The organism is Chromobacterium sp. FG89, from assembly GCF_057808735.1.
Genome location: NZ_JBMDIQ010000012.1, coordinates 93,738 through 110,627, shown reverse-complemented (window position 1 = coordinate 110,627; position 16,890 = coordinate 93,738). Strand labels below are relative to the sequence as shown.

General features: G+C 65.3%; 14 protein-coding genes and 1 riboswitch. Of the genes, 9 read left to right on the top strand and 5 right to left on the bottom strand.

Annotated elements, in window-relative coordinates; translation table 11 throughout:
- The first annotated feature begins 154 nt into the window (after positions 1 to 154).
- Together ACODRW_RS13775 and ACODRW_RS13770 are read left to right on the top strand one after the other, a co-directional pair.
- The gene (locus ACODRW_RS13775; protein ID WP_488905981.1) at positions 155 to 2,320 is read left to right on the top strand and encodes a penicillin acylase family protein; all 2,166 of its coding nucleotides are present in this window, start codon (positions 155 to 157) and stop codon (positions 2,318 to 2,320) included.
- A 110-nt stretch (positions 2,321 to 2,430) separates the two neighbouring features.
- Positions 2,431 to 2,575: riboswitch (yybP-ykoY riboswitch) on the top strand.
- A 56-nt stretch (positions 2,576 to 2,631) separates the two neighbouring features.
- Positions 2,632 to 3,612 carry a sodium:calcium antiporter gene (locus ACODRW_RS13770; protein ID WP_488905980.1) on the top strand — a complete coding sequence of 327 codons (981 nt, stop codon included), beginning with the start codon at positions 2,632 to 2,634 and terminating at the stop codon, positions 3,610 to 3,612.
- Positions 3,613 to 3,811: 199 nt separating this feature from the next.
- Here ACODRW_RS13770 and ACODRW_RS13765 read toward each other — a convergent pair whose 3' ends face one another.
- On the bottom strand, positions 3,812 to 4,135 hold the full coding sequence (locus tag ACODRW_RS13765) for a DUF3761 domain-containing protein (RefSeq protein WP_227108053.1): 324 nt from the start codon (positions 4,133 to 4,135) through the stop codon (positions 3,812 to 3,814).
- A gap of 216 nt (positions 4,136 to 4,351) precedes the next feature.
- Between ACODRW_RS13765 and blaCHA the strand changes: the two genes are divergently transcribed.
- Positions 4,352 to 5,239 (top strand): CHA family extended-spectrum class A beta-lactamase, encoded by an 888-nt coding sequence (gene blaCHA, locus ACODRW_RS13760; protein WP_107799349.1) that lies wholly within the window; start codon positions 4,352 to 4,354, stop codon positions 5,237 to 5,239.
- Between the two features lie 118 nt (positions 5,240 to 5,357).
- On the opposite strand, the gene astE is transcribed toward blaCHA, so the two are convergent.
- Entirely contained in the window at positions 5,358 to 6,356 is a 999-nt protein-coding gene (gene astE, locus ACODRW_RS13755; protein WP_488905979.1) for a succinylglutamate desuccinylase, read from the bottom strand.
- Positions 6,357 to 7,011: 655 nt separating this feature from the next.
- Here astE and speA point away from each other — a divergent pair.
- From speA to ACODRW_RS13740, 3 genes are all read left to right on the top strand, one after another.
- On the top strand, positions 7,012 to 8,892 hold the full coding sequence (speA, locus tag ACODRW_RS13750) for an arginine decarboxylase (protein WP_107799347.1): 1,881 nt from the start codon (positions 7,012 to 7,014) through the stop codon (positions 8,890 to 8,892).
- Positions 8,893 to 9,155: 263 nt separating this feature from the next.
- Positions 9,156 to 9,611 (top strand): RICIN domain-containing protein, encoded by a 456-nt coding sequence (locus ACODRW_RS13745; protein WP_107799346.1) that lies wholly within the window; start codon positions 9,156 to 9,158, stop codon positions 9,609 to 9,611.
- A gap of 219 nt (positions 9,612 to 9,830) precedes the next feature.
- Positions 9,831 to 10,265: a hypothetical protein gene (locus ACODRW_RS13740; RefSeq protein ID WP_107799345.1), complete on the top strand. Its 435-nt coding sequence runs from the start codon at positions 9,831 to 9,833 to the stop codon at positions 10,263 to 10,265.
- Between the two features lie 44 nt (positions 10,266 to 10,309).
- On the opposite strand, the gene ACODRW_RS13735 is transcribed toward ACODRW_RS13740, so the two are convergent.
- Positions 10,310 to 11,170 (bottom strand): LysR family transcriptional regulator, encoded by an 861-nt coding sequence (locus ACODRW_RS13735; RefSeq protein ID WP_488905978.1) that lies wholly within the window; start codon positions 11,168 to 11,170, stop codon positions 10,310 to 10,312.
- Between the two features lie 136 nt (positions 11,171 to 11,306).
- Between ACODRW_RS13735 and ACODRW_RS13730 the strand changes: the two genes are divergently transcribed.
- From ACODRW_RS13730 to ACODRW_RS13720, 3 genes are all read left to right on the top strand, one after another.
- Positions 11,307 to 11,756, top strand: a complete 450-nt coding sequence (locus tag ACODRW_RS13730) for a multidrug/biocide efflux PACE transporter (protein ID WP_107799343.1) — start codon at positions 11,307 to 11,309, stop codon at positions 11,754 to 11,756.
- Between the two features lie 242 nt (positions 11,757 to 11,998).
- On the top strand, positions 11,999 to 12,451 hold the full coding sequence (locus tag ACODRW_RS13725; RefSeq protein ID WP_107799342.1) for a multidrug/biocide efflux PACE transporter: 453 nt from the start codon (positions 11,999 to 12,001) through the stop codon (positions 12,449 to 12,451).
- Positions 12,452 to 12,784: a DMT family transporter gene (locus ACODRW_RS13720; protein WP_081544619.1), complete on the top strand. Its 333-nt coding sequence runs from the start codon at positions 12,452 to 12,454 to the stop codon at positions 12,782 to 12,784.
- 97 nt (positions 12,785 to 12,881) lie between these two features.
- On the opposite strand, the gene ACODRW_RS13715 is transcribed toward ACODRW_RS13720, so the two are convergent.
- Together ACODRW_RS13715 and ACODRW_RS13710 are read right to left on the bottom strand one after the other, a co-directional pair.
- The gene (locus tag ACODRW_RS13715; RefSeq protein ID WP_107799341.1) at positions 12,882 to 14,717 is read right to left on the bottom strand and encodes an amidohydrolase; all 1,836 of its coding nucleotides are present in this window, start codon (positions 14,715 to 14,717) and stop codon (positions 12,882 to 12,884) included.
- Positions 14,718 to 14,855: 138 nt separating this feature from the next.
- On the bottom strand, positions 14,856 to 16,742 hold the full coding sequence (locus ACODRW_RS13710) for an amidohydrolase (RefSeq protein ID WP_488905977.1): 1,887 nt from the start codon (positions 16,740 to 16,742) through the stop codon (positions 14,856 to 14,858).
- Between the last annotated feature and the right edge of the window lie 148 nt (positions 16,743 to 16,890).

Here is a 16,890-nt window from a genome sequence, read left to right as displayed (position 1 = left end):
GGCGGCAGACTTGAAGGGACTTTGGGCGCGTTGGATACGTGCTTCCTTTCTTGCTGGCCAGTTCCGTCGTTTCAAGAGTGTGAAGAACCGGGCATCGCTGTTGAGCATGCTGGCCGACAGCTCATTGTTAAGTTGTCAAAAAGGAGGAAAGGTAGTGAAACGCTTGATCCTCGCCCTATTGGGCATCGCCATGCTGTCCTTGTTGACAGCCTGCGAACTGGACGAAGACGGCAAGCCGCGCGGCAGCCAGGTGCTGTGGGACCGCAGCGGCGTGCCGCACATCTACGCCGCGCGCGCCGACAGCCTGGCCTACGCCTTCGGCCGCGCCCAGATGCAGGCGCATCCGGAGCTGCTGTTGCGGCTGTACGCCCAGGGCCGCGGCCGCGGCGCGGAATACTACGGCGCGGTGTTCGAGGCCGGCGAGCCCTTCCCCAGCAATATGGCGGAAGTGGACCGCCTGGTGCGCGCGATGGGCTTCCCGGAGCGCTCCAAACAATGGCTGCAACAGCAAAGCCCGCGCATGCGCGCCTACCTGGACGCCTTCGTCGCCGGCGTCAACGACCAGGCCGCCGCCAGCGGCGGTCTGAGCCCGGCAGCGCGCGCGGTGCTGCCGGTGCGCAGCGAGGACGTGCTGGCCCACACCCTGCGCATCTTCTTCGGCTATCTGAGCGGCTCCACCGCCACCGGCGCGGCCAATTGCTCGCTGATCTATCCGGACGCGGTGGCCACCCCCATCAATCTGATCGGCGGCTCCAACGGCTGGGCGCTGGGGCCGGCCAAGAGCCGTTCCGGCAACGCCATGCTGCTGGCCAACCCGCATTTGCTGTGGGGCGGCAGCCACACCTGGTTCGAAGCCCAATTCAAGAGCCCGGAATACGATATCTACGGCGCCACCCTGGTGGGCCTGCCGGTGATGCGCATCGGCTTCAACCAGCGGCTGGGCTGGGTGCACACCGTCAACACCCAGGACGGCTGCGACCTGTACCAACTCAAGCTCAGCGGCCGGCAATACCTGCTGGACGGCGTGGCGCGCGACTTCGAAACCAAGCGCGAAACCCTGTATATCCGTCAGCCGGACGGCAGCCTGCAAGCCGAGCAGCTGACGCTGCGCCGCGCCGAGCAGGGCCCGGTGTTCGACAAGGACGGCCAGAGCTACGCGCTGCGCATTGTCGGCGTGGACCAGCTGCAGACCCCCGGCGTGCTGGAGCAATGGTGGGACATGGCGCAAGCGCCCGACTTCAAGGCCTTCCGCAGCGTCGTGGCGCGGCTGCGCAATCCCTACCACAACATCATCTACGCCGATGCCCAACGCAATGTCTGGGCGGCTTTCGGCGGTCTGACCCCGCGCCGTGCCGGCGGCGACGCCGCCTTCTGGGCGCAGCCGGTGGACGGCAGCCGCAGCGATCTGATCTGGCGTCAGGCGCTGAGGCTGGACGAATTGCCGCAGGTGGCCAATCCGTCCAGCGGCTGGGTGCAGAACTCCAATAGCGTGCCCTGGTATATGAGCAAGCCGGCGCTGGACCCGGCCGCCTACGCCGGCTATCTGTCGCCGCGGGCGTCGCCGCTGCTGCGCGAACAGCGCGGCATCGAGCTGATCGAACAGACGCCGGCCTTCACCCTGGATACGCTGCTCAGCGCCAAGCACGACACCCGGCTGCTGCTGGCGGACCGGGTGCTGGACGATTTGATCGGCTATGCGCGCGCCTCCGGCGACGCCGGCCTGATCGCCGCGGCGCAAGTGCTGGCCCAATGGGACCGGCGCAGCGACGCCGCCAGCAAGGGCGCGGTGCTGTTCGCCGCCTGGGTGGCGGCCTCCGGCGGCGAAGAGGCCTTGCGCTACCGCCGGGAAGCGGATCCGGCGCAGCCCTACGACACGCCCGCCGGCCTGCGCGACGCCGGCTTCGCGCTCAGCAAGCTGGGCGCGGCGGCCCAGGGGCTGCAACAGGCCGGCGTGCCGCTGGACATCGCCTTCGGCGAAGTCTACCGGCTGCGGCGCGGCCCCGCCGGCGGCGCGGCGCGCTTGGACCAGCCAGCCAGCGGCGGCGCCGAGGGTTTGGGGGCTTTCCGCACCTTCAGTTATATCGGCGACAGCGACGGCCGCCAGCGCGCCATCTTCGGCGACACCTTCACCGCCCTGGTGGAGTTCGGCCGGCCGCTGCGCGCCAAGGTGATCAACACCTACGGCAACAGCAGCCAGCCGCAATCGCCTTACTACGGCGACCAGATGGAGCTGGCGGCGCGGAACGCCATGCGCGACGCCTTGCTCAATCGCGAGCAGGTGGAGGCGGCGCTGTCCAAGCGCGAGTGGTTCCGCCGCTAGCGCCGAGGCGGCCGCGGCGGCGACGTCGCGGCCCTTCGCCTTCATCCGCTGTGGGCGTCGCATGACGGACGCCTAGGTTTGCGCCATTGCGCCCAGGCTGGCACAATGGCGCCGTTGTCATTGGGGAGTAGCCATCTTCGGCCCCGCCGAAGAGGCCGCGTCAACAAACTTGAGGAGCTTTCCTCATGGCGCGGTCAGCGGCCGGCATTGCCGGCGCCGCCAAGCGAGACCTTTGGCCACGATGCGTTTGCCGCCGGGCAAGCCGCGTCGTTGCGCCATTGTCCATCCGCTTGCCCGGCCCAAGACTATCTATGCTGTTGACCCTGTCGCTTCTGCTCGGCCTCGCCGTCCTGATCTATCTTTCCTGTCAATACTTCGTCAACGCCATCGAATGGTGCGGACGCCATCTGAACCTGGGCGCCAGCGCCGTCGGCACCGTGCTCGCCGCTTTCGGCACCGCCTTGCCGGAAAGCGCCGTCACCTTGACCGCGATGGCCTTCGGCGGCACGCCGCAACATAAGGACATCGGCGTCGGCGCCGCCCTGGGCGGACCGCTGGTGCTGGCTACGCTGGCGTACGCGGTGGTGGGCTTCGCGCTGTGGCGCAACCGCAGCCGGCTGGGGCGCGGCGACTACCTGCTGCGCGTCGATCACCGCCGGCTGGCCGGCGACCAATTGGCGTTTTTGCTGATTTTCGCGTTCAAGGTGGCGCTGGGCCTGCTGGCCTTCGCCATCAAGCCCTGGCTGGGCGTGCTGTTCCTGGCCGCTTACGCCGCCTATGTCTGGCGCGAGATCCGCAGCGCGGACACCGCGCCGGAAGAGGAAGAACTGGACGCCTTGAAGCTGCGCGCCGGCGGCGGCCTGGGCTGGGCGGCGACGCAGGCCCTGCTGGCCTTGGCGGTGATCGCGGCGGCGGCGCACGGTTTCGTCGCGCAGCTGGAAGCGCTGGCCGGACACTGGGGCATGGCGCCGCATCTGGTGGCCTTGCTGCTGAGCCCGGTGGCCACGGAATTGCCGGAAATCATGAACGCGCTGATCTGGCTGCGCCAGGGCAAGGAGCGCCTGGCTTTGGCCAATATCTCCGGCGCGATGATGATACAGGCGACGATTCCCAGCGCCTTCGGCCTGTTCTTCACTCCGTGGATGTTCGACGGCGTCCTGCTGTGGTCCGGCCTGGCCACGATGGCGGCGATCGCCGGCTTGTGGCTGTTGTTCCGCCGCGGCAGCGTGGACGGCCGCTGGCTCTTGGGCGCGGGCGCGGTGTACCTACTGTTTGCCGGCTGTCTGGTGTGAGGCAAGAGCCCGTTCAATGCCGTATCGCTGAAGCGTAGCAGACTATGAACGGGTTCTCAGAACGTGTTTACGATCTCGCGAGCTAAGGCGAGACAAGGCGAAAATGGCTGAGAAAGCGGAATGTACGCGTGGTACATGAGCATTTCGAAGATGTTTTCAACGCCGTATCGTCGACGCGCAGCAGATCGTAAACAGGTTCTCAGAGCCAGGCCGCCACGCCGCCATGATGCGAACACGTGCCGCGCCGGTGCTGGCTGAAGCTATAGCTGCCGTCGCGGCAGCGCGCGCTGGCGCCGGCCGGCGCTTTGCCGGAGCGGGTATGGGCCGGGCTGTGGACCTCCACGCCGTCGGAGTTGGTGTAGCTGCCGTGTTCCAGCAACTGCTCTTGCGCCGGCGCGCTGGCGTGCCGATGCGTGTGCGGCGTTTTGGCTTCAAGCGGCGCGGCCAGCAGGGCCAGGCTGAGGCCGAGCAGGCCAGCGATGCGCCGCAAAGCGGGGATACGGAACTGTGCAGGCTTTTTCATGTCATTCGATTGTTTAATGTGTCATTAAAAGTGCTTGAACCTGTTCGTGATGTTTTGACGCATCTATTTTCAGAGTTCAGGCGCAAAAGAATATGTATCGCACTTTAGTTCATTGTCATTGCGGCGGGTAGCGGCAATGCGCATCGGGGGAACTAAACCGCGATGGCCGGCCGTTGCGACGGGCCGCGCCGTCATACCGAATCTGGGGATTGATCTATGGATGATTTTGCGCAGCGGCGCGTCTTGCTGGCGGCCTTGGCCGCCACGCCGTTGATCTGGGGTTGCGCGCGCCCGCCGTTGCGGGTGCCGGGCGAAGCCCCGGCCGCGCGTCAATTGGCGGAGCTGGAACGCAATGCCGGCGGCCGCATCGGCGTGTTCGCGCAAGAGGCGGACAGCGGGCGGACGCTGGCTTACCGGGCCGATGAGCGCTTCCCGATGTGCAGCACGTTCACGCTGCTGCTGGTGGGCGCCTTATTGCAACGCAGCGCGACGCAGCCGGATCTGCTCTATCGCCATGTCGGCTACCGGCGCGAGCAATTGATCGACTATTCGCCCATCGCCGAACAATACGTGGAGCAGGGCATGTCGGTGAAAGACTTGTGCGACGCGGCGATGCGCTTCGGCGACAACACCGCCGCCAATCTGCTGCTGGAGCAGTTGGGCGGGCCGCAGGAGGTGACCCGCTTCGCCCGTTCGCTGGGCGACGGCCTGAGCCGGCTTGACCGCGTCGAGCCGGAACTGAACCGCGCCGAGCCGGACGATCCGCGCGACACCACCACGCCGGCGGCGATGACGGCCAATCTGCGCGCGCTGCTGTTTTCCCCGCTATTGCCGGAGCGGCAGCGCGGTTTGCTGAACGACTGGCTGCTGGGCAACACCACCGGCAATCTGCGCATCCGCGCCGGCTTGCCGGCGGAGTGGCGGGTGGGGGACAAAACCGGCAGCGGCGGCCACGGCGCCGCCAACAACGTGGCCGTGGCCTGGCGGCCGGGCAAGTCGCCGTTGTTGCTGTCGGTCTATTACTGGGGCTCGACGGCGATGATGGACGAGCGCAACGCGGTGATCGCCGCGGTAGCGAGGGTGGCGGCCGCTGAGTTCGCTTGAAACGCCGCGCGGGGCGGGCAGGTCCTGCCGGAATGAACGACGCCGCGGCCATGGCCGCGGCGTTGTCGCGCGCGGCCCCCTTGAGGGCTGGGCGTCCGCGCGGAACCTTGAATCGCGTTTAAGGCAGCCGCGCCGGCGCCACCACGATGCCGGCGCGCAGTCCGGGCTTGACCGTGGGATTGGGGAACAGGATGCGCTCATCGCCGCCGACGGCCACATAGCGGTGTTCGCCGTCCTCGGCGATCAGGAAGCCGTCCGGCAACGCGGTGAAGTTTTCCACGTCGTCGGCCAGGTGCAGGCGGAAGGCTTCGCTGTGTTTGACGATGTCGTACTTGGCCTGGAACAGCGGCAGATCGCCGTCGCGGTAGCCGGGCAGTTCTTGCTCCGGCTCCGCCAGCAGCCGGCGCAGCGCCTGGTCGATGCCGGCGAAGCGGGACAGGTCGTTCTGGCCGAAGGGCCGCGCCTTGCCCAGCTCCAGCGTGAAGGCGTCCGCCTGGCAGTGGCGGCTGGTGAAGTAGCTGAAGGTATTGGCCGGCTGGCTGTGCAGCAGCACGGTTTCCACCTGGCAACTCTTCAGCCAGGCCAGCTGCGCGCGGCTGTGCGGGCGGTCGTGCAGATAGGGGTAGATGGCGAACTTCTCGAACACCGAGCCGCGGATCGCGGTGTGCAGATCGTAATGCCAGCGCCGGCCGCGGGCGGAGGCGAAAAAGTCCGCCGCCGCCTGTTCCAAACGCGCCGCGCGCGCCGCTTCGCGCGCTTCCGGCTGGCGCGCGTGCGCGCCGTTGAACAGCCGGTTCATATCGTAATCCAGATAACGCTTGCCCAGCCGCATCGCGTCCAGATTGCCGAAGATCACCAGCAGCCGGCAGCGCAGCGCCAGCCTGCCGCCGGCGATGTCGGCCAGGATGGCGTTGAGCACCTCGATAGGCGCGGTCTCATTGCCGTGCACGCCGCTGGACAGCAGCAGGGAATCGGCGGCGGCGGCGAGGGGTTCCAGCTCGACGACGCCGTAATCCAGCCAGCGCGCCCGCACGCCGGAGTGGAGCTGCCATTCGGCGGAGGCCGGGGAGGCCGGATTCATGGTCCAGGACAGAAAATCGTGGTGATGCTCGCGCATGGGCTGGCTCGTGCTTGCGGCTAGTGATGACCGGGGCATTGTAACCAGAGCCGGCGCGGCAGGTGGCGGCGCGTGGCGCAGATTTGAAAAAACATGCCGTATTTGGGCTAAAAGCCTTGTTCGGCGCGGCTTGGCGCGCCGGGCCGCGCTGTGGTTTTTTGGCGTGGCGGAGCAAGGGGCCGGGGCGCGCTCTTGTTGAATATTTTGGACAAGTCCATTGCCGGAACCGCGAGGTCCCCGGGCGGAGAAACGGCCGCTTGCCGGCATGAGAAAAATATAGGGGGCTGTTTTTGCTCAAGCCTTGCCCGGCAAGGCTTGCCGGGCCGCCCGGCGCGGGCTTGTCGATTAAATTGGACATGCGGATTTTTATACATTTTTTTACTTGTCAAGCCGCGTGATGTTGTTACAATCCGCGCTCGTTTGCAGCTTTGCAAACCTACAATTCAATTGTTTCGCTCCGACATCCCAGGCCCACATAAAAGCTGTTCAGCCCGAAAGCCGCGCACTAAGGAGCGGGGTTATCCATCATAAGGATGCTCCTGCGGCTGGCTCATCGCTTTTTCGGCGGCGGCCTGGGCGCGTCCTTTGGAAATCCCTGTCCACCCATCATTGCGCGGGGTTCAGGGCTTTCCGTCAGTTCTTGAGGGGAAAACTCATGGCTTGGTCTGTGGCTGATAGCCGGGCGTTGTACGGCATCCGGCATTGGGGAGCGGGGTACTTCGACATGGGCGCCAACGGCAATATCGTCGTGCGTCCGAATGTGCGCCAAAACAAGGAAATCGACCTGCATCGTCTGGTGGGCGAACTGTCCGGCAAGGGCCTGGACCTGCCGTTGCTGGTGCGTTTTCCCGATATTCTGCAAGACCGCGTCACGCGTCTGTGCGCGGCCTTCGACAAGGCCATCGCCGAACAAGGCTACGGCAATCGTTATACCGCCATCTATCCGATCAAGGTCAACCAGCAAGAAGCGGTGGTGAAGAGCATCATCGCCACGCCGGACGTGTCCATCGGCCTGGAAGCCGGCTCCAAGCCGGAACTGATGGCGGTGCTGGCGCTGGCGCCCAAGGGCTGCACCATCGTCTGCAACGGCTACAAGGACCGCGACTACATCCGCCTGGCCTTGATGGGCGAACGTCTGGGCCACCAGGTGTTCATTGTCATCGAGAAAGAATCCGAAGTGGAGCTGGTGATCGATGAATCCCGCAAGCTGGGCATCCGTCCCAATATCGGCATGCGCGTGCGTCTGTCCTCGCTGGCGTCCAGCAAGTGGGCGGACACCGGCGGCGAGAAGGGCAAGTTCGGCCTGTCCGCCGGCCAGCTGATCTCCGCCGCGGACAAGCTCACCGCCGCCGGCCTGGCCGACTGCGTGCGTCTGATGCACTTCCACATGGGGTCGCAGATCGCCCACATCGGCGATTACCGCAGCGGCTTCGGCGAGGCCATCCGCTACTTCGCGGAACTGCGCGCGCTGGGTCTGCCCATCGACCACGTGGACGTGGGCGGCGGCCTGGGCGTGGATTACGACGGTACCCATTCGCGCAACGACAGCTCCATCAACTACGATATGGACGAGTACGCGCACGTGATCGTGTCCATGCTGTCCGAGTTCTGCGGCGAGAACGGCATTCCGCATCCGCGCATCCTGTCCGAATCCGGCCGCGCGATGACCGCCCACCACGCCGTGCTGATCATGAACGTGACCGATGTGGAGCGCCTGCCGGACGAAGTGCCGCAGGTGGACGACATCGCCGCCTTGTCGCAGCCGGTGCGCAAGCTGTTTGAACTGGTTCAGCTGAACGACGACGACCTGGTCACCGAAATCTACTACCGCGCCAGCCACTACGTGTCGGAAGTCACCGATCTGTACGCCGCCGGCCGGCTGTCGCTGAAGGAAAAAGCGCTGGCCGAAGACGTGCACGCCGCCTTGTGCCGCCGCCTGCACAGCCAGCTGCAAGCCAGCCAGCGTTCGCAGCGCCAGGTGTACGACGAACTGACCGACCGACTGGCCGACAAGTACTTCTGCAATTTCTCGGTGTTCCAGAGCCTGCCGGACACCTGGGCCATCGACCAGATTTTGCCGATCACCCCGCTGCACCGCCTGAACGAGCAGCCCACCCGCCGCGCGGTGCTGCAGGATCTGACCTGCGATTCCGACGGCAAGCTCAAGCAGTACGTGGACCAGCAGAGCATAGAATCCAGCCTGTCCGTGCACGAGGTGAAGCAGGGCGACGAGTATCTGATCGCCGTCTTCCTGGTGGGCGCTTACCAGGAAATCCTGGGCGATATGCACAATCTGTTCGGCGACACCGACTCGGTCAACGTCTATGTGCGCGACGGCGGCGAGCTGGAGTTCTCCGGCGTGGAAGAGCACGACACCATAGAAGACATGCTGCGTTACGTGCACCTGTCGCCGGAAGACATCCTCAACCGCTACGAAGCCAAGTCGCGCGCCGCCGACCTCAGCAGCGAAGAGCGCAGCCTGTTCTTCGCCGAGTTCTGCCGCGGCCTGAAGCAATCGTCTTATTTGTCGGTCTGATCGACTGCTGGGACGGATCAAAACAGCCGGGCTGACGCCCGGCTGTTTTTGTTGGCGCCGCGTCTGTTGTCGAACAGACCGTTCTGTGCCGGATGACTTTAAGCAATTTCACTTATCGTCGTCTAAGTTCGTGTTTCTGATCGGATTTTTATCTGGATTTTACGCCGGGCGCGGCCGGTTTCGGGCCGGCGCTTGCAATACGGGCAAACCTTGCTAGTTTGAGAAAGCCAATAATTGATTGGCATAAACATGGGGGTTGCCATATGTCTTTCTCTAGCGTTCCTTACTTCCTCACCTATAGCCAAAACACCGCGCTGGGCATTACCGCCAAAGATTCGATGAGCGGTTCCCAGCTGTACCTGCAGCCCATCCAAGGCAACTTCCTGTCGCTGTTCAACATCGACTTCGCCAACGGCGTGTTCGCGCTGGCCACCAGCGGCAACCAGCTGGTGATCGACATTTCCGACCTGTCCAGCGGCAAGCCCTTGGTGCTGCGTCCGTACAATCCGTCCTCGCTCAGCCAGCAATGGGACCTGTTCTCCCGTCCGGGCTATATCTCCAGCCGTCAAAACAACAATCTGGTGATAGACAACCAAAGCCGCGGCGGCGTGGGCAGCCTGATCTGGCTGTACGAGTTCAACGCTTCGCCGGCTCAGCAATGGGCGCTCAAGCCGCTGACCTCGGCGCAACGCTCGGAACTGGTGCTGGAAACCGCTTAATCAGCGAAGGGCAAAGATCGCGGCGGCGGGCGCAAAGAGTCTGTTCAAGGTCTTGCGAGCAAGGGCGAAACAAGGCGAAAACGGCTGAGAAAGCGGAATGTACGGTTGGTACATGAGCATTTCGAAGGGGTTTTCAACGCCGTCTCGCCAACGCGCAGCAGATCGTAAACAGGTTCTAAGGCTCGCCGCCGCTTTTGGGGTTCATGCAAGGAGCAAACGATGGGTTTCAGCAGCACTTCGTATTTCATCACCTCGGCCTATTTCCCGGATTACGCCATTGTGGCCGAGGATTCGATCAAGGGCTCCCGGCTCAGCCTGCAGCCGTTCCAGAACAATTTCGCCGCCTTGTTCAATATCGACTTCGACCGCGGGCTGTTCGCGCTGGCCACCAGCGGCAATCAATTGGTGATCGCCGCCAATGAAGTGGCCGACGGCTCGCCCTTGCAACTGGATCTGCTGCCGGAACCCGCGCTGCCCAGCCAGCGCTGGGATGTGTTCTCCCAGCCCGGCAACATCGTCAGCCAGGCCGATCGCACCCTGGCCTTCGGCTTCGGCATGGAAAAAATCTTCCCGCCGGCCTTGCGGCTGCGCAAGCTGCATCCCGGCCGGCCGCCGATGTGGATTCTGCGGCCGATGACCGCGCCCGGCGGCTGAGTCCTCGGCGTCCGCCGCGCCTGGCGTCACGCGCGGCGGCCTTGTCAGGAGCGCAGCAACTGCTCGCGCACCCAGACGGCGGCCAGGCCCAGCGGCCGCCGCCGCGACCACACCAGATCGATGTGGCGCGCCTTGGGCCAGCCCGGCGCATGCAGTTCGCTCAGCCGGCCGGCGCCGAAGGAATCCGCCAGCCAGCGCGGCAACTCGGCCCAGCCGGCGCCCAGGATCGCCATTTCCAGCAGCATCAGATAGCTGGGTGCAAACCAGCAGCGCCGGCTCAGCGTGTCCGGCTTGCTTTCGGTGTACGTGTTCAGCCGCAACTCCCGGTAGCCGCTCAGCGCCTGCCGGTCCACCTGCTCCAGCGCCGCCAGCGGATGGCTGCGCGCCACGTACAAAGCCACTTCGCTGACCTCGCCCAGCGTGGCGTGGCCGATATCGGCCGGGTACTGCTCCAGCGCCGCCATGCAGCCCAGGTGCGCGCGTCCGGTCTGGATCAAGTCCAGTACGTCGTCCTGTTCGCCCACCAGGCATTCCAGCTCCAAGGCCTCGAAGTGCCGTTCCAACTGCCGGGTCACCTCCTGAAAGCGGGATGACTGGTAGGTGTCGGACAAGACCAGGGTCAGCCGCGGCTCCAGCCCGGCGGTCAGCAGCTGCGCCTGCTGGTTCAATTCATCGCCTATGGCCAGCATCTGCCGCGCGTAGCCCAGCAGATGACGGCCGGCCTGGGTCAGCGCCGGCTGGCGGCTGCCGCGGTCGAACAACTGCACCGCCAGATCGATTTCCAGATTGGCGATGGCCTCGCTGATGGTGGACTGGCTCTTGCCCAGCCGCCGCGCCGCGGCGGAAAACGAGCCCAGTTCGGCGGCGTTGGCAAACGCCGCCAGCGCGTCTAGCGACATGCTCATATCGGTTTCTCCGATTTAACCCATCTTTATCCTATCCGAAAAACCAATAAAAATCGCGTCATTGTCTTGCCAATCAAGCCGCGGCGCAGCAGGTCGCACACCGCTTCCAAGCGCCGCGGCGGATCAAGGAGAATCGATGCAAGTAAAGAAATCCTGGCTGGAGCGCGCCTTCTACGCCGTGGCTTACGAACTGTGCGCCGTGATGTTGTTGATGCTCTTGGCCAGCTGGCTATTGAATCAGGACACCGCGCAGATCGGCGCGCTGGCCCTGATGATGACCACGGCGGCGATGTCGTGGAACATCGTCTTCAACGCGCTGTTCGAACGCGTGGAACGGCGGCGCGGCTGGACGCGGACCCCGGCGTTGCGGGCGGCGCACGCGCTCTTGTTCGAGGGCGGCTTGGTGATTCTGCTGGTGCCGCTGGCGGCCTGGTGGCTGGAGATCAGTTACTGGCAGGCCTTCTTGCTGGATATCGGCTTTTTCCTGTTCTTCCTGCCCTATACCTTTGTTTTCAACTGGCTGTACGACGGACTGCGCGCCAGCCTGTTGCGCCGCCTGAGCCGCGCCCGCGCCGGCATGGCTTGATGTATCGGTTTTATCGATGGTTATTATTTTTTAACCATCCGAAAAACCAATCAGAATAGCGACTATCTTGACGTTTACGATCTTGCGGACCATGGCGAGACAAGGCTTTGCGGCCGAGACAGCGGAATGCGCGAGCGCTTCATGCGCGTTTCGAAGCGGTCTTCAAGCCTCTGTCCAACAATCCCGCCGCGGCGCAGCGGATCGTGAACGGATTCTTTAAACGGTCATGATTGTGAAATAGTATGGACAAACAAAAATCCTGGCTGGAGCGAGGCTTCCACGCCGTGATGTACGAACTGTGCGCGATGGCCCTGCTGGTGCCCTTGGCTTCCTTGGTGATGGAACAAAGCCTGCTGCACATGGGCGCGCTGGCCTTCATGATGTCCACCGCGGCCATGTTGTGGAACGTGGTGTTCAATATGCTGTTCGACCGCCTGGAAGCGGCGATGGGCTGGAGCCGCACGGTGGGCGTGCGCTGCTTGCACGCGCTGATGTTCGAGGGCGGCCTGGTGTTCATGCTGGTGCCCTTGGCGGCCTGGTGGCTGAACGTCAGCTATTGGCAGGCTTTCTTGCTGGATTTGGGCTTCTTCGCCTTCTTCCTGCCTTACACTTATGTATTCAACTGGCTGTACGACGCCCTGCGCGCCAAGCTGCGCGAGCGCGGCGGCAAGCCTTGCGCCGAACTGGAGTCTTGAATGAAAACCTGGTTGTTCCTGGCCGTCGCCATCGTCAGCGAGGTGATCGCCACCTCCTCGCTGAAGGCCTCCGACGGCTTTACCCGGATCGGCCCATCCTTGCTGACGGCCGCCGGCTATATGCTGGCCTTCTACATGCTGTCGCTGACCCTGCGCCAGATCCCGGTGGGCGTGGCTTACGCGCTGTGGTCCGGCGTCGGCATCGTGCTGGTTTCCATCGTCGGCTGGGTCATGTACGGCCAGAAGCTGGACGCGCCGGCGATGATAGGCATGGGCCTGATCGTGGCCGGGGTCTTGGTGATGAATCTGATGTCCAAGTCCGTGGCGCATTGAGTCGAAGTCCCGCTCTCGGCCCGCGCGGCGGAAGAGGGCGGAACGCAAAAACCGGCCGGGAATCCCGGCTGGTTTTGTTTTGCGTGCCGGACGCGGCTCAGTGCGTCTTGGGGTTGTGGAAGACCGGCTTGCCGGCCAGCCAGGTTTGATGCACCGGAATGTCGCGCAGCGATCCGGCCGGCACCGCCGGGTCCAGCGGGTCCTGTTCCAGGATGGCCAGGTCCGCCAGTTTGCCCGGTTCCAGCGAGCCGACGATGTGGTCCATATGGCACTGCCAGGCGGCGTCCAGCGTCACCGCGCGCAGCGCGGAGAGCCGGTCCAGACACTCCGCCGGATTCAGCGCCTGCCGCTCCGGGTCCGCCTCCATCACCCGCGTCACCGCCTGTTCCATCATCCGCAGCGTGCCCAGCGGCGACACGAAGTGATCCGAATGCAGGCTGATGCGCAGACCGGCCTTGAGCGCGGACTGACAGCGGTCCAGCATCTGGGCGCGCTCGCGGCCCAGGATGGTGGTCTTGAAAGTGTGGCCCCAGTAACCGACGTGGCCGATCAGGAAGCTGGGCGACAGCTTCAGCCGCGCCATGGTGGCGATGCTGGCGTCGCTCAGCAGCGAGGCGTGTTCGATGCGCGAGCGCAGCGCCAGCTTGGGATTGGGCGCGCCGTCCTTGGCGTTTTCGTCGTACAGCGCCAGTTCGAAGGCGGCCAGCACGTAATCCACCGCCTGATCGCCGTTGGCGTGCACCAGCACCGGCCAGCCGGCGTTCAGCGCGCGCTGCAACTGGGCGGCGAAGGTGATGGGCGGCTCGAAGTTGAACAGGCCGCGCGGAGAGACATTGGGCACGCTGTGCTGGTCCGCGCAGCAATAGTCTTGCGATTGGTAGCCGGTCAGGCCCTGATTGGAACCGTCGGCGATCAGCTTGAGCGCGCGGATGCTGAAGCGGTCGTCGTCGTGCGGAATGTGATTGGGCTGGAAGGTGTGCAGCCACTGCTCTTGCAGCCAGTCCTGGTTGGAGTACAGCGCCGCGCCGATGCGCACCGGCGCCAGCGGGCTTTGGGCGAAGGCGCGCAGCAGCGTGATTTCCAGCTGGCCCATGGCGGCGCCCAGGCCGGCGTCGAACAGCGTGGTCATGCCTCTGGACGCGGCCTCGTGCAGGATTTCCTGCAGCTTGCTCAGCAAGTGCGGAGCGGCCAGGCCGGGAATCACCGCCAGCACCTTGCCGACGTCGGCCTCGGTGGTGACCCCCTTGGTGTCGGGGTCCAGCCCGGCCAGCTTCATCGCCGGGGAGTTGGCGTAACCCAGGTGGCCGGAGGCGTTGATCAGAAAGATGGGCGTCTCGGTGCTGATCTGGTCCAGAAAGGGCTGATCCGGCTCCTGCCATTCCGTCATCAGCGAAGGGTCCACGCCAAAGCCGGTCAGCCATTGCGGCGCGTCGGCGCGCGCGTGGCCGTGCCGGGCGGTCAGCTCGTTGCGCAGCTTCTCGGCAATCCAGCCCAGATTGTAGCCCGGGCGCAGGATCTGATCCTCGAAGGGGCTCAGATTGACCCAGTTGCGGTACAGCGCGCTGGGCAGGATGTGCATATGCGGGTCCACCATGCCCGGCAGCAGGGTCTTGCCGCGCAGATCAATCCGCTCCGCGCGCGGCTGGGCCTGCATATCGGCCTCCACCTGCCGCAGGCTGCCCACCGACACCACCTTGCCGTGGGCGACGCCCAGCGCTTCCACCCGGCCGGGCTGTCCGCCTTGCAGCGTGTAGATGGGGCCGCCGTGGAAAATGGCCGCGTCCTGATGCAGCGCCAGCTTGGCGCGCTCGGCGGCGACGCGGATCAGGCCGGACAGGCTTTCGGTCCAGTTGTGATGTTGCAAGGCGTCCAGCTGGGTGGACAGCCGGGGCAGCGTGCAGCACGCGCAGCCGGGTTGATGGGGAAGGGACATGGGCGCTCCTGTGCATGGCGTCGGGACGGCGCGGCGGCGCCGCGCACAGGGCGAATTGTATGTCGATGGCAAGGGCGCCAGGCTGACAAAAGCTGAGCAAGGCCCGGCACGCGCCGGGCCCTTGCGGCGCCGCGCGCCTCAGACCGGCGGCGCCGACTCCGTCGCGCAACCCAGCTTGGCGTTCAGATACACCGGCGCGCCGGAGCGCCAGGTCTGCAGCACCGCGATATCGCGCAGATTGCTCACCGCCGGGTCCAGCGGGTCCTGCTCCAGCACCACCAGATCCGCCAGCTTGCCCGGCTCAAGCGAACCCACGACGTGGTCCATATGGCATTGCCAGGCGGCGTCCAGCGTCACCGCGCGCAAGGCGCTGAGCCGGTCCAGCCGTTCCGCCGGGTTCAGCGCCGGCTTGCCGCCGGCCTGTTCCGGCGCCGCCTCCATCACCCGGAAAATCGCCTGCTCCATCATGCGCAAGCCGCCCAGCGGGGTGACGAAGTGATCCGAATGCAGGCTGATGCGCAGGCCGGCGCGCTTGGCGGACAGACAGCGGTCCAGCAGCTTGGCGCGCGCCTCGCCCAGAATGGTCTGCTGGAAGGCGTGGCCCCAATAGCCGACGTGGCCGATCAAAAAACTGGGCGACAACTGCAGTTGCGCCATCTGGGAAATGTGCTCGTCGGTCAATAGCGAAGCGTGTTCGATGCGATGACGCAGCCGCGCGCCGGCGCAATCCGGGCGCAGCGGCGCGGACGGGTGATTGAGCGCGTGCTCGTAAGCCTGCAGCACCTCGTCGATGGCGCGGTCGCCGTTGGCGTGCACCATGGCCGGCCAGCCGTGCTCCACCGCCTGCCGCAAATGCGGGGTAAAGGCGCTGGGCGGGCGGAAATTGAACAGGCCGGTGGCCGGCACATTGGGCACCTGGTGCTGCGGATAGCATTTATAGGCCTCGGTCTGATAGCCGGTCAGCCCCTGGTTGGAACCGTCCGACACCAGTTTCAGCGCCTTGATGCTGAAGCGCTTGTCCTCCATGCCGTCCAGGTCCGGGCGGAACAGCCGCGTCCACTCGTCCATCTGCCGCGTCTCGTTGGAAAACAGCGCGGCGGCGATGCGCACCGGGTTCAGCGCGGTCTGGGCCACCAGGTCCAGCAGCAAGACCTCGAACACCCCCTTGCCGGAACCCAGGCCGGCGTCGAACAGCGTGGTGTTGCCCATCTTGGCCGCGCCGTGCAGCACCTGGCTGATGCTGGCGAGCAGCGTGGCCGGGGACGGGGAGGGCAGCGCCGGCATCATCTGCAGCACCTGTTCCTCCACCAGCACGCCCTTGCACTCCGGGCTGATGCCGGCCTTGGCCAGCGCCGGCGCGTTGGCGTAGCCGATATGGCCGGAAGCGTTCATCAGGAAAATGGGGGTCTGATCGCCAAACTGGGCGAACCAGTCCAGATCCGGCTCGGTCCACTCCCGCATCAGCGAGGGATCCAGGCCGAAACCCAGCACCCAGGCCGCGCCGTCCTTGGCCTTTTGCTGTTTCTTGGGGTCGGCCAGCGCCGCGCGCACCGTGTCCACCACCCCGGCGATGTTGTAATCCGGCTTCAGCGTCTGGCCGGAGAACGCGCCCACGTATTGCCAGGACGAGAACAAGGCGCTGGGCAGGATATGCATGTGGGGATCGACGAAGCCGGGCAGCAGGGTGCCGCCTTCCAGCGACATCTCCTCCGGTTTCTTATGGCCGGCGGCGGCCATGGCCTGCCGCACCTCCTCGCGCGAACCCGTCGCCACGATGCGGCCCTTGGCGATGCCGACGGCGTCCACCGTCTGCCTCCCGCTGCTGGCCAGGGTGTGGATGGGCCCGCCGTAAATGATCAGCGTCTGCGGCGGAGAGGGCGGCAACAACCGTTTTTCCTGCTGGCGGATCAGCCGTTTGGCCTCGTCCTGCCAGTCCGGCCGCTCAAACAGCTCATCGTGCAGCTGAGCCAACAAGGGAAGAGTGCAGCAGGCGCAGCCTGGACCGTGCGGGTGATGATGACTCATGGCGGATGTCCGGTTGAAACGCCGGCTCCGGGAGAAGCGCGGGGCCGCGCGCGAGGAACGGAAAAAGCGATGTCATTATAGGCGGCGTCCCGGCGCAAAAAAACGCCGAACTGGCCATTCGGGCGGGGGCGGGCCGCCGCGCCCGGCC

What these genes read in the sequence shown, in the direction of transcription:
- ACODRW_RS13720 (WP_081544619.1), top strand. Translation starts at nt 12,452, where the DNA reads ATGAAAACCTGGTTGTTCCTGGCCGTCGCCATCGTCAGCGAGGTGATC.
- ACODRW_RS13770 (WP_488905980.1), top strand. Translation starts at nt 2,632, where the DNA reads ATGCTGTTGACCCTGTCGCTTCTGCTCGGCCTCGCCGTCCTGATCTAT.
- ACODRW_RS13740 (WP_107799345.1), top strand. Translation starts at nt 9,831, where the DNA reads ATGGGTTTCAGCAGCACTTCGTATTTCATCACCTCGGCCTATTTCCCG.
- blaCHA (WP_107799349.1), top strand. Translation starts at nt 4,352, where the DNA reads ATGGATGATTTTGCGCAGCGGCGCGTCTTGCTGGCGGCCTTGGCCGCC.
- ACODRW_RS13745 (WP_107799346.1), top strand. Translation starts at nt 9,156, where the DNA reads ATGTCTTTCTCTAGCGTTCCTTACTTCCTCACCTATAGCCAAAACACC.
- ACODRW_RS13725 (WP_107799342.1), top strand. Translation starts at nt 11,999, where the DNA reads ATGGACAAACAAAAATCCTGGCTGGAGCGAGGCTTCCACGCCGTGATG.
- ACODRW_RS13730 (WP_107799343.1), top strand. Translation starts at nt 11,307, where the DNA reads ATGCAAGTAAAGAAATCCTGGCTGGAGCGCGCCTTCTACGCCGTGGCT.
- astE (WP_488905979.1), bottom strand. Translation starts at nt 6,356, where the DNA reads ATGCGCGAGCATCACCACGATTTTCTGTCCTGGACCATGAATCCGGCC.
- speA (WP_107799347.1), top strand. Translation starts at nt 7,012, where the DNA reads ATGGCTTGGTCTGTGGCTGATAGCCGGGCGTTGTACGGCATCCGGCAT.
- ACODRW_RS13735 (WP_488905978.1), bottom strand. Translation starts at nt 11,170, where the DNA reads ATGAGCATGTCGCTAGACGCGCTGGCGGCGTTTGCCAACGCCGCCGAA.
- ACODRW_RS13765 (WP_227108053.1), bottom strand. Translation starts at nt 4,135, where the DNA reads ATGAAAAAGCCTGCACAGTTCCGTATCCCCGCTTTGCGGCGCATCGCT.
- ACODRW_RS13715 (WP_107799341.1), bottom strand. Translation starts at nt 14,717, where the DNA reads ATGTCCCTTCCCCATCAACCCGGCTGCGCGTGCTGCACGCTGCCCCGG.
- ACODRW_RS13710 (WP_488905977.1), bottom strand. Translation starts at nt 16,742, where the DNA reads ATGAGTCATCATCACCCGCACGGTCCAGGCTGCGCCTGCTGCACTCTT.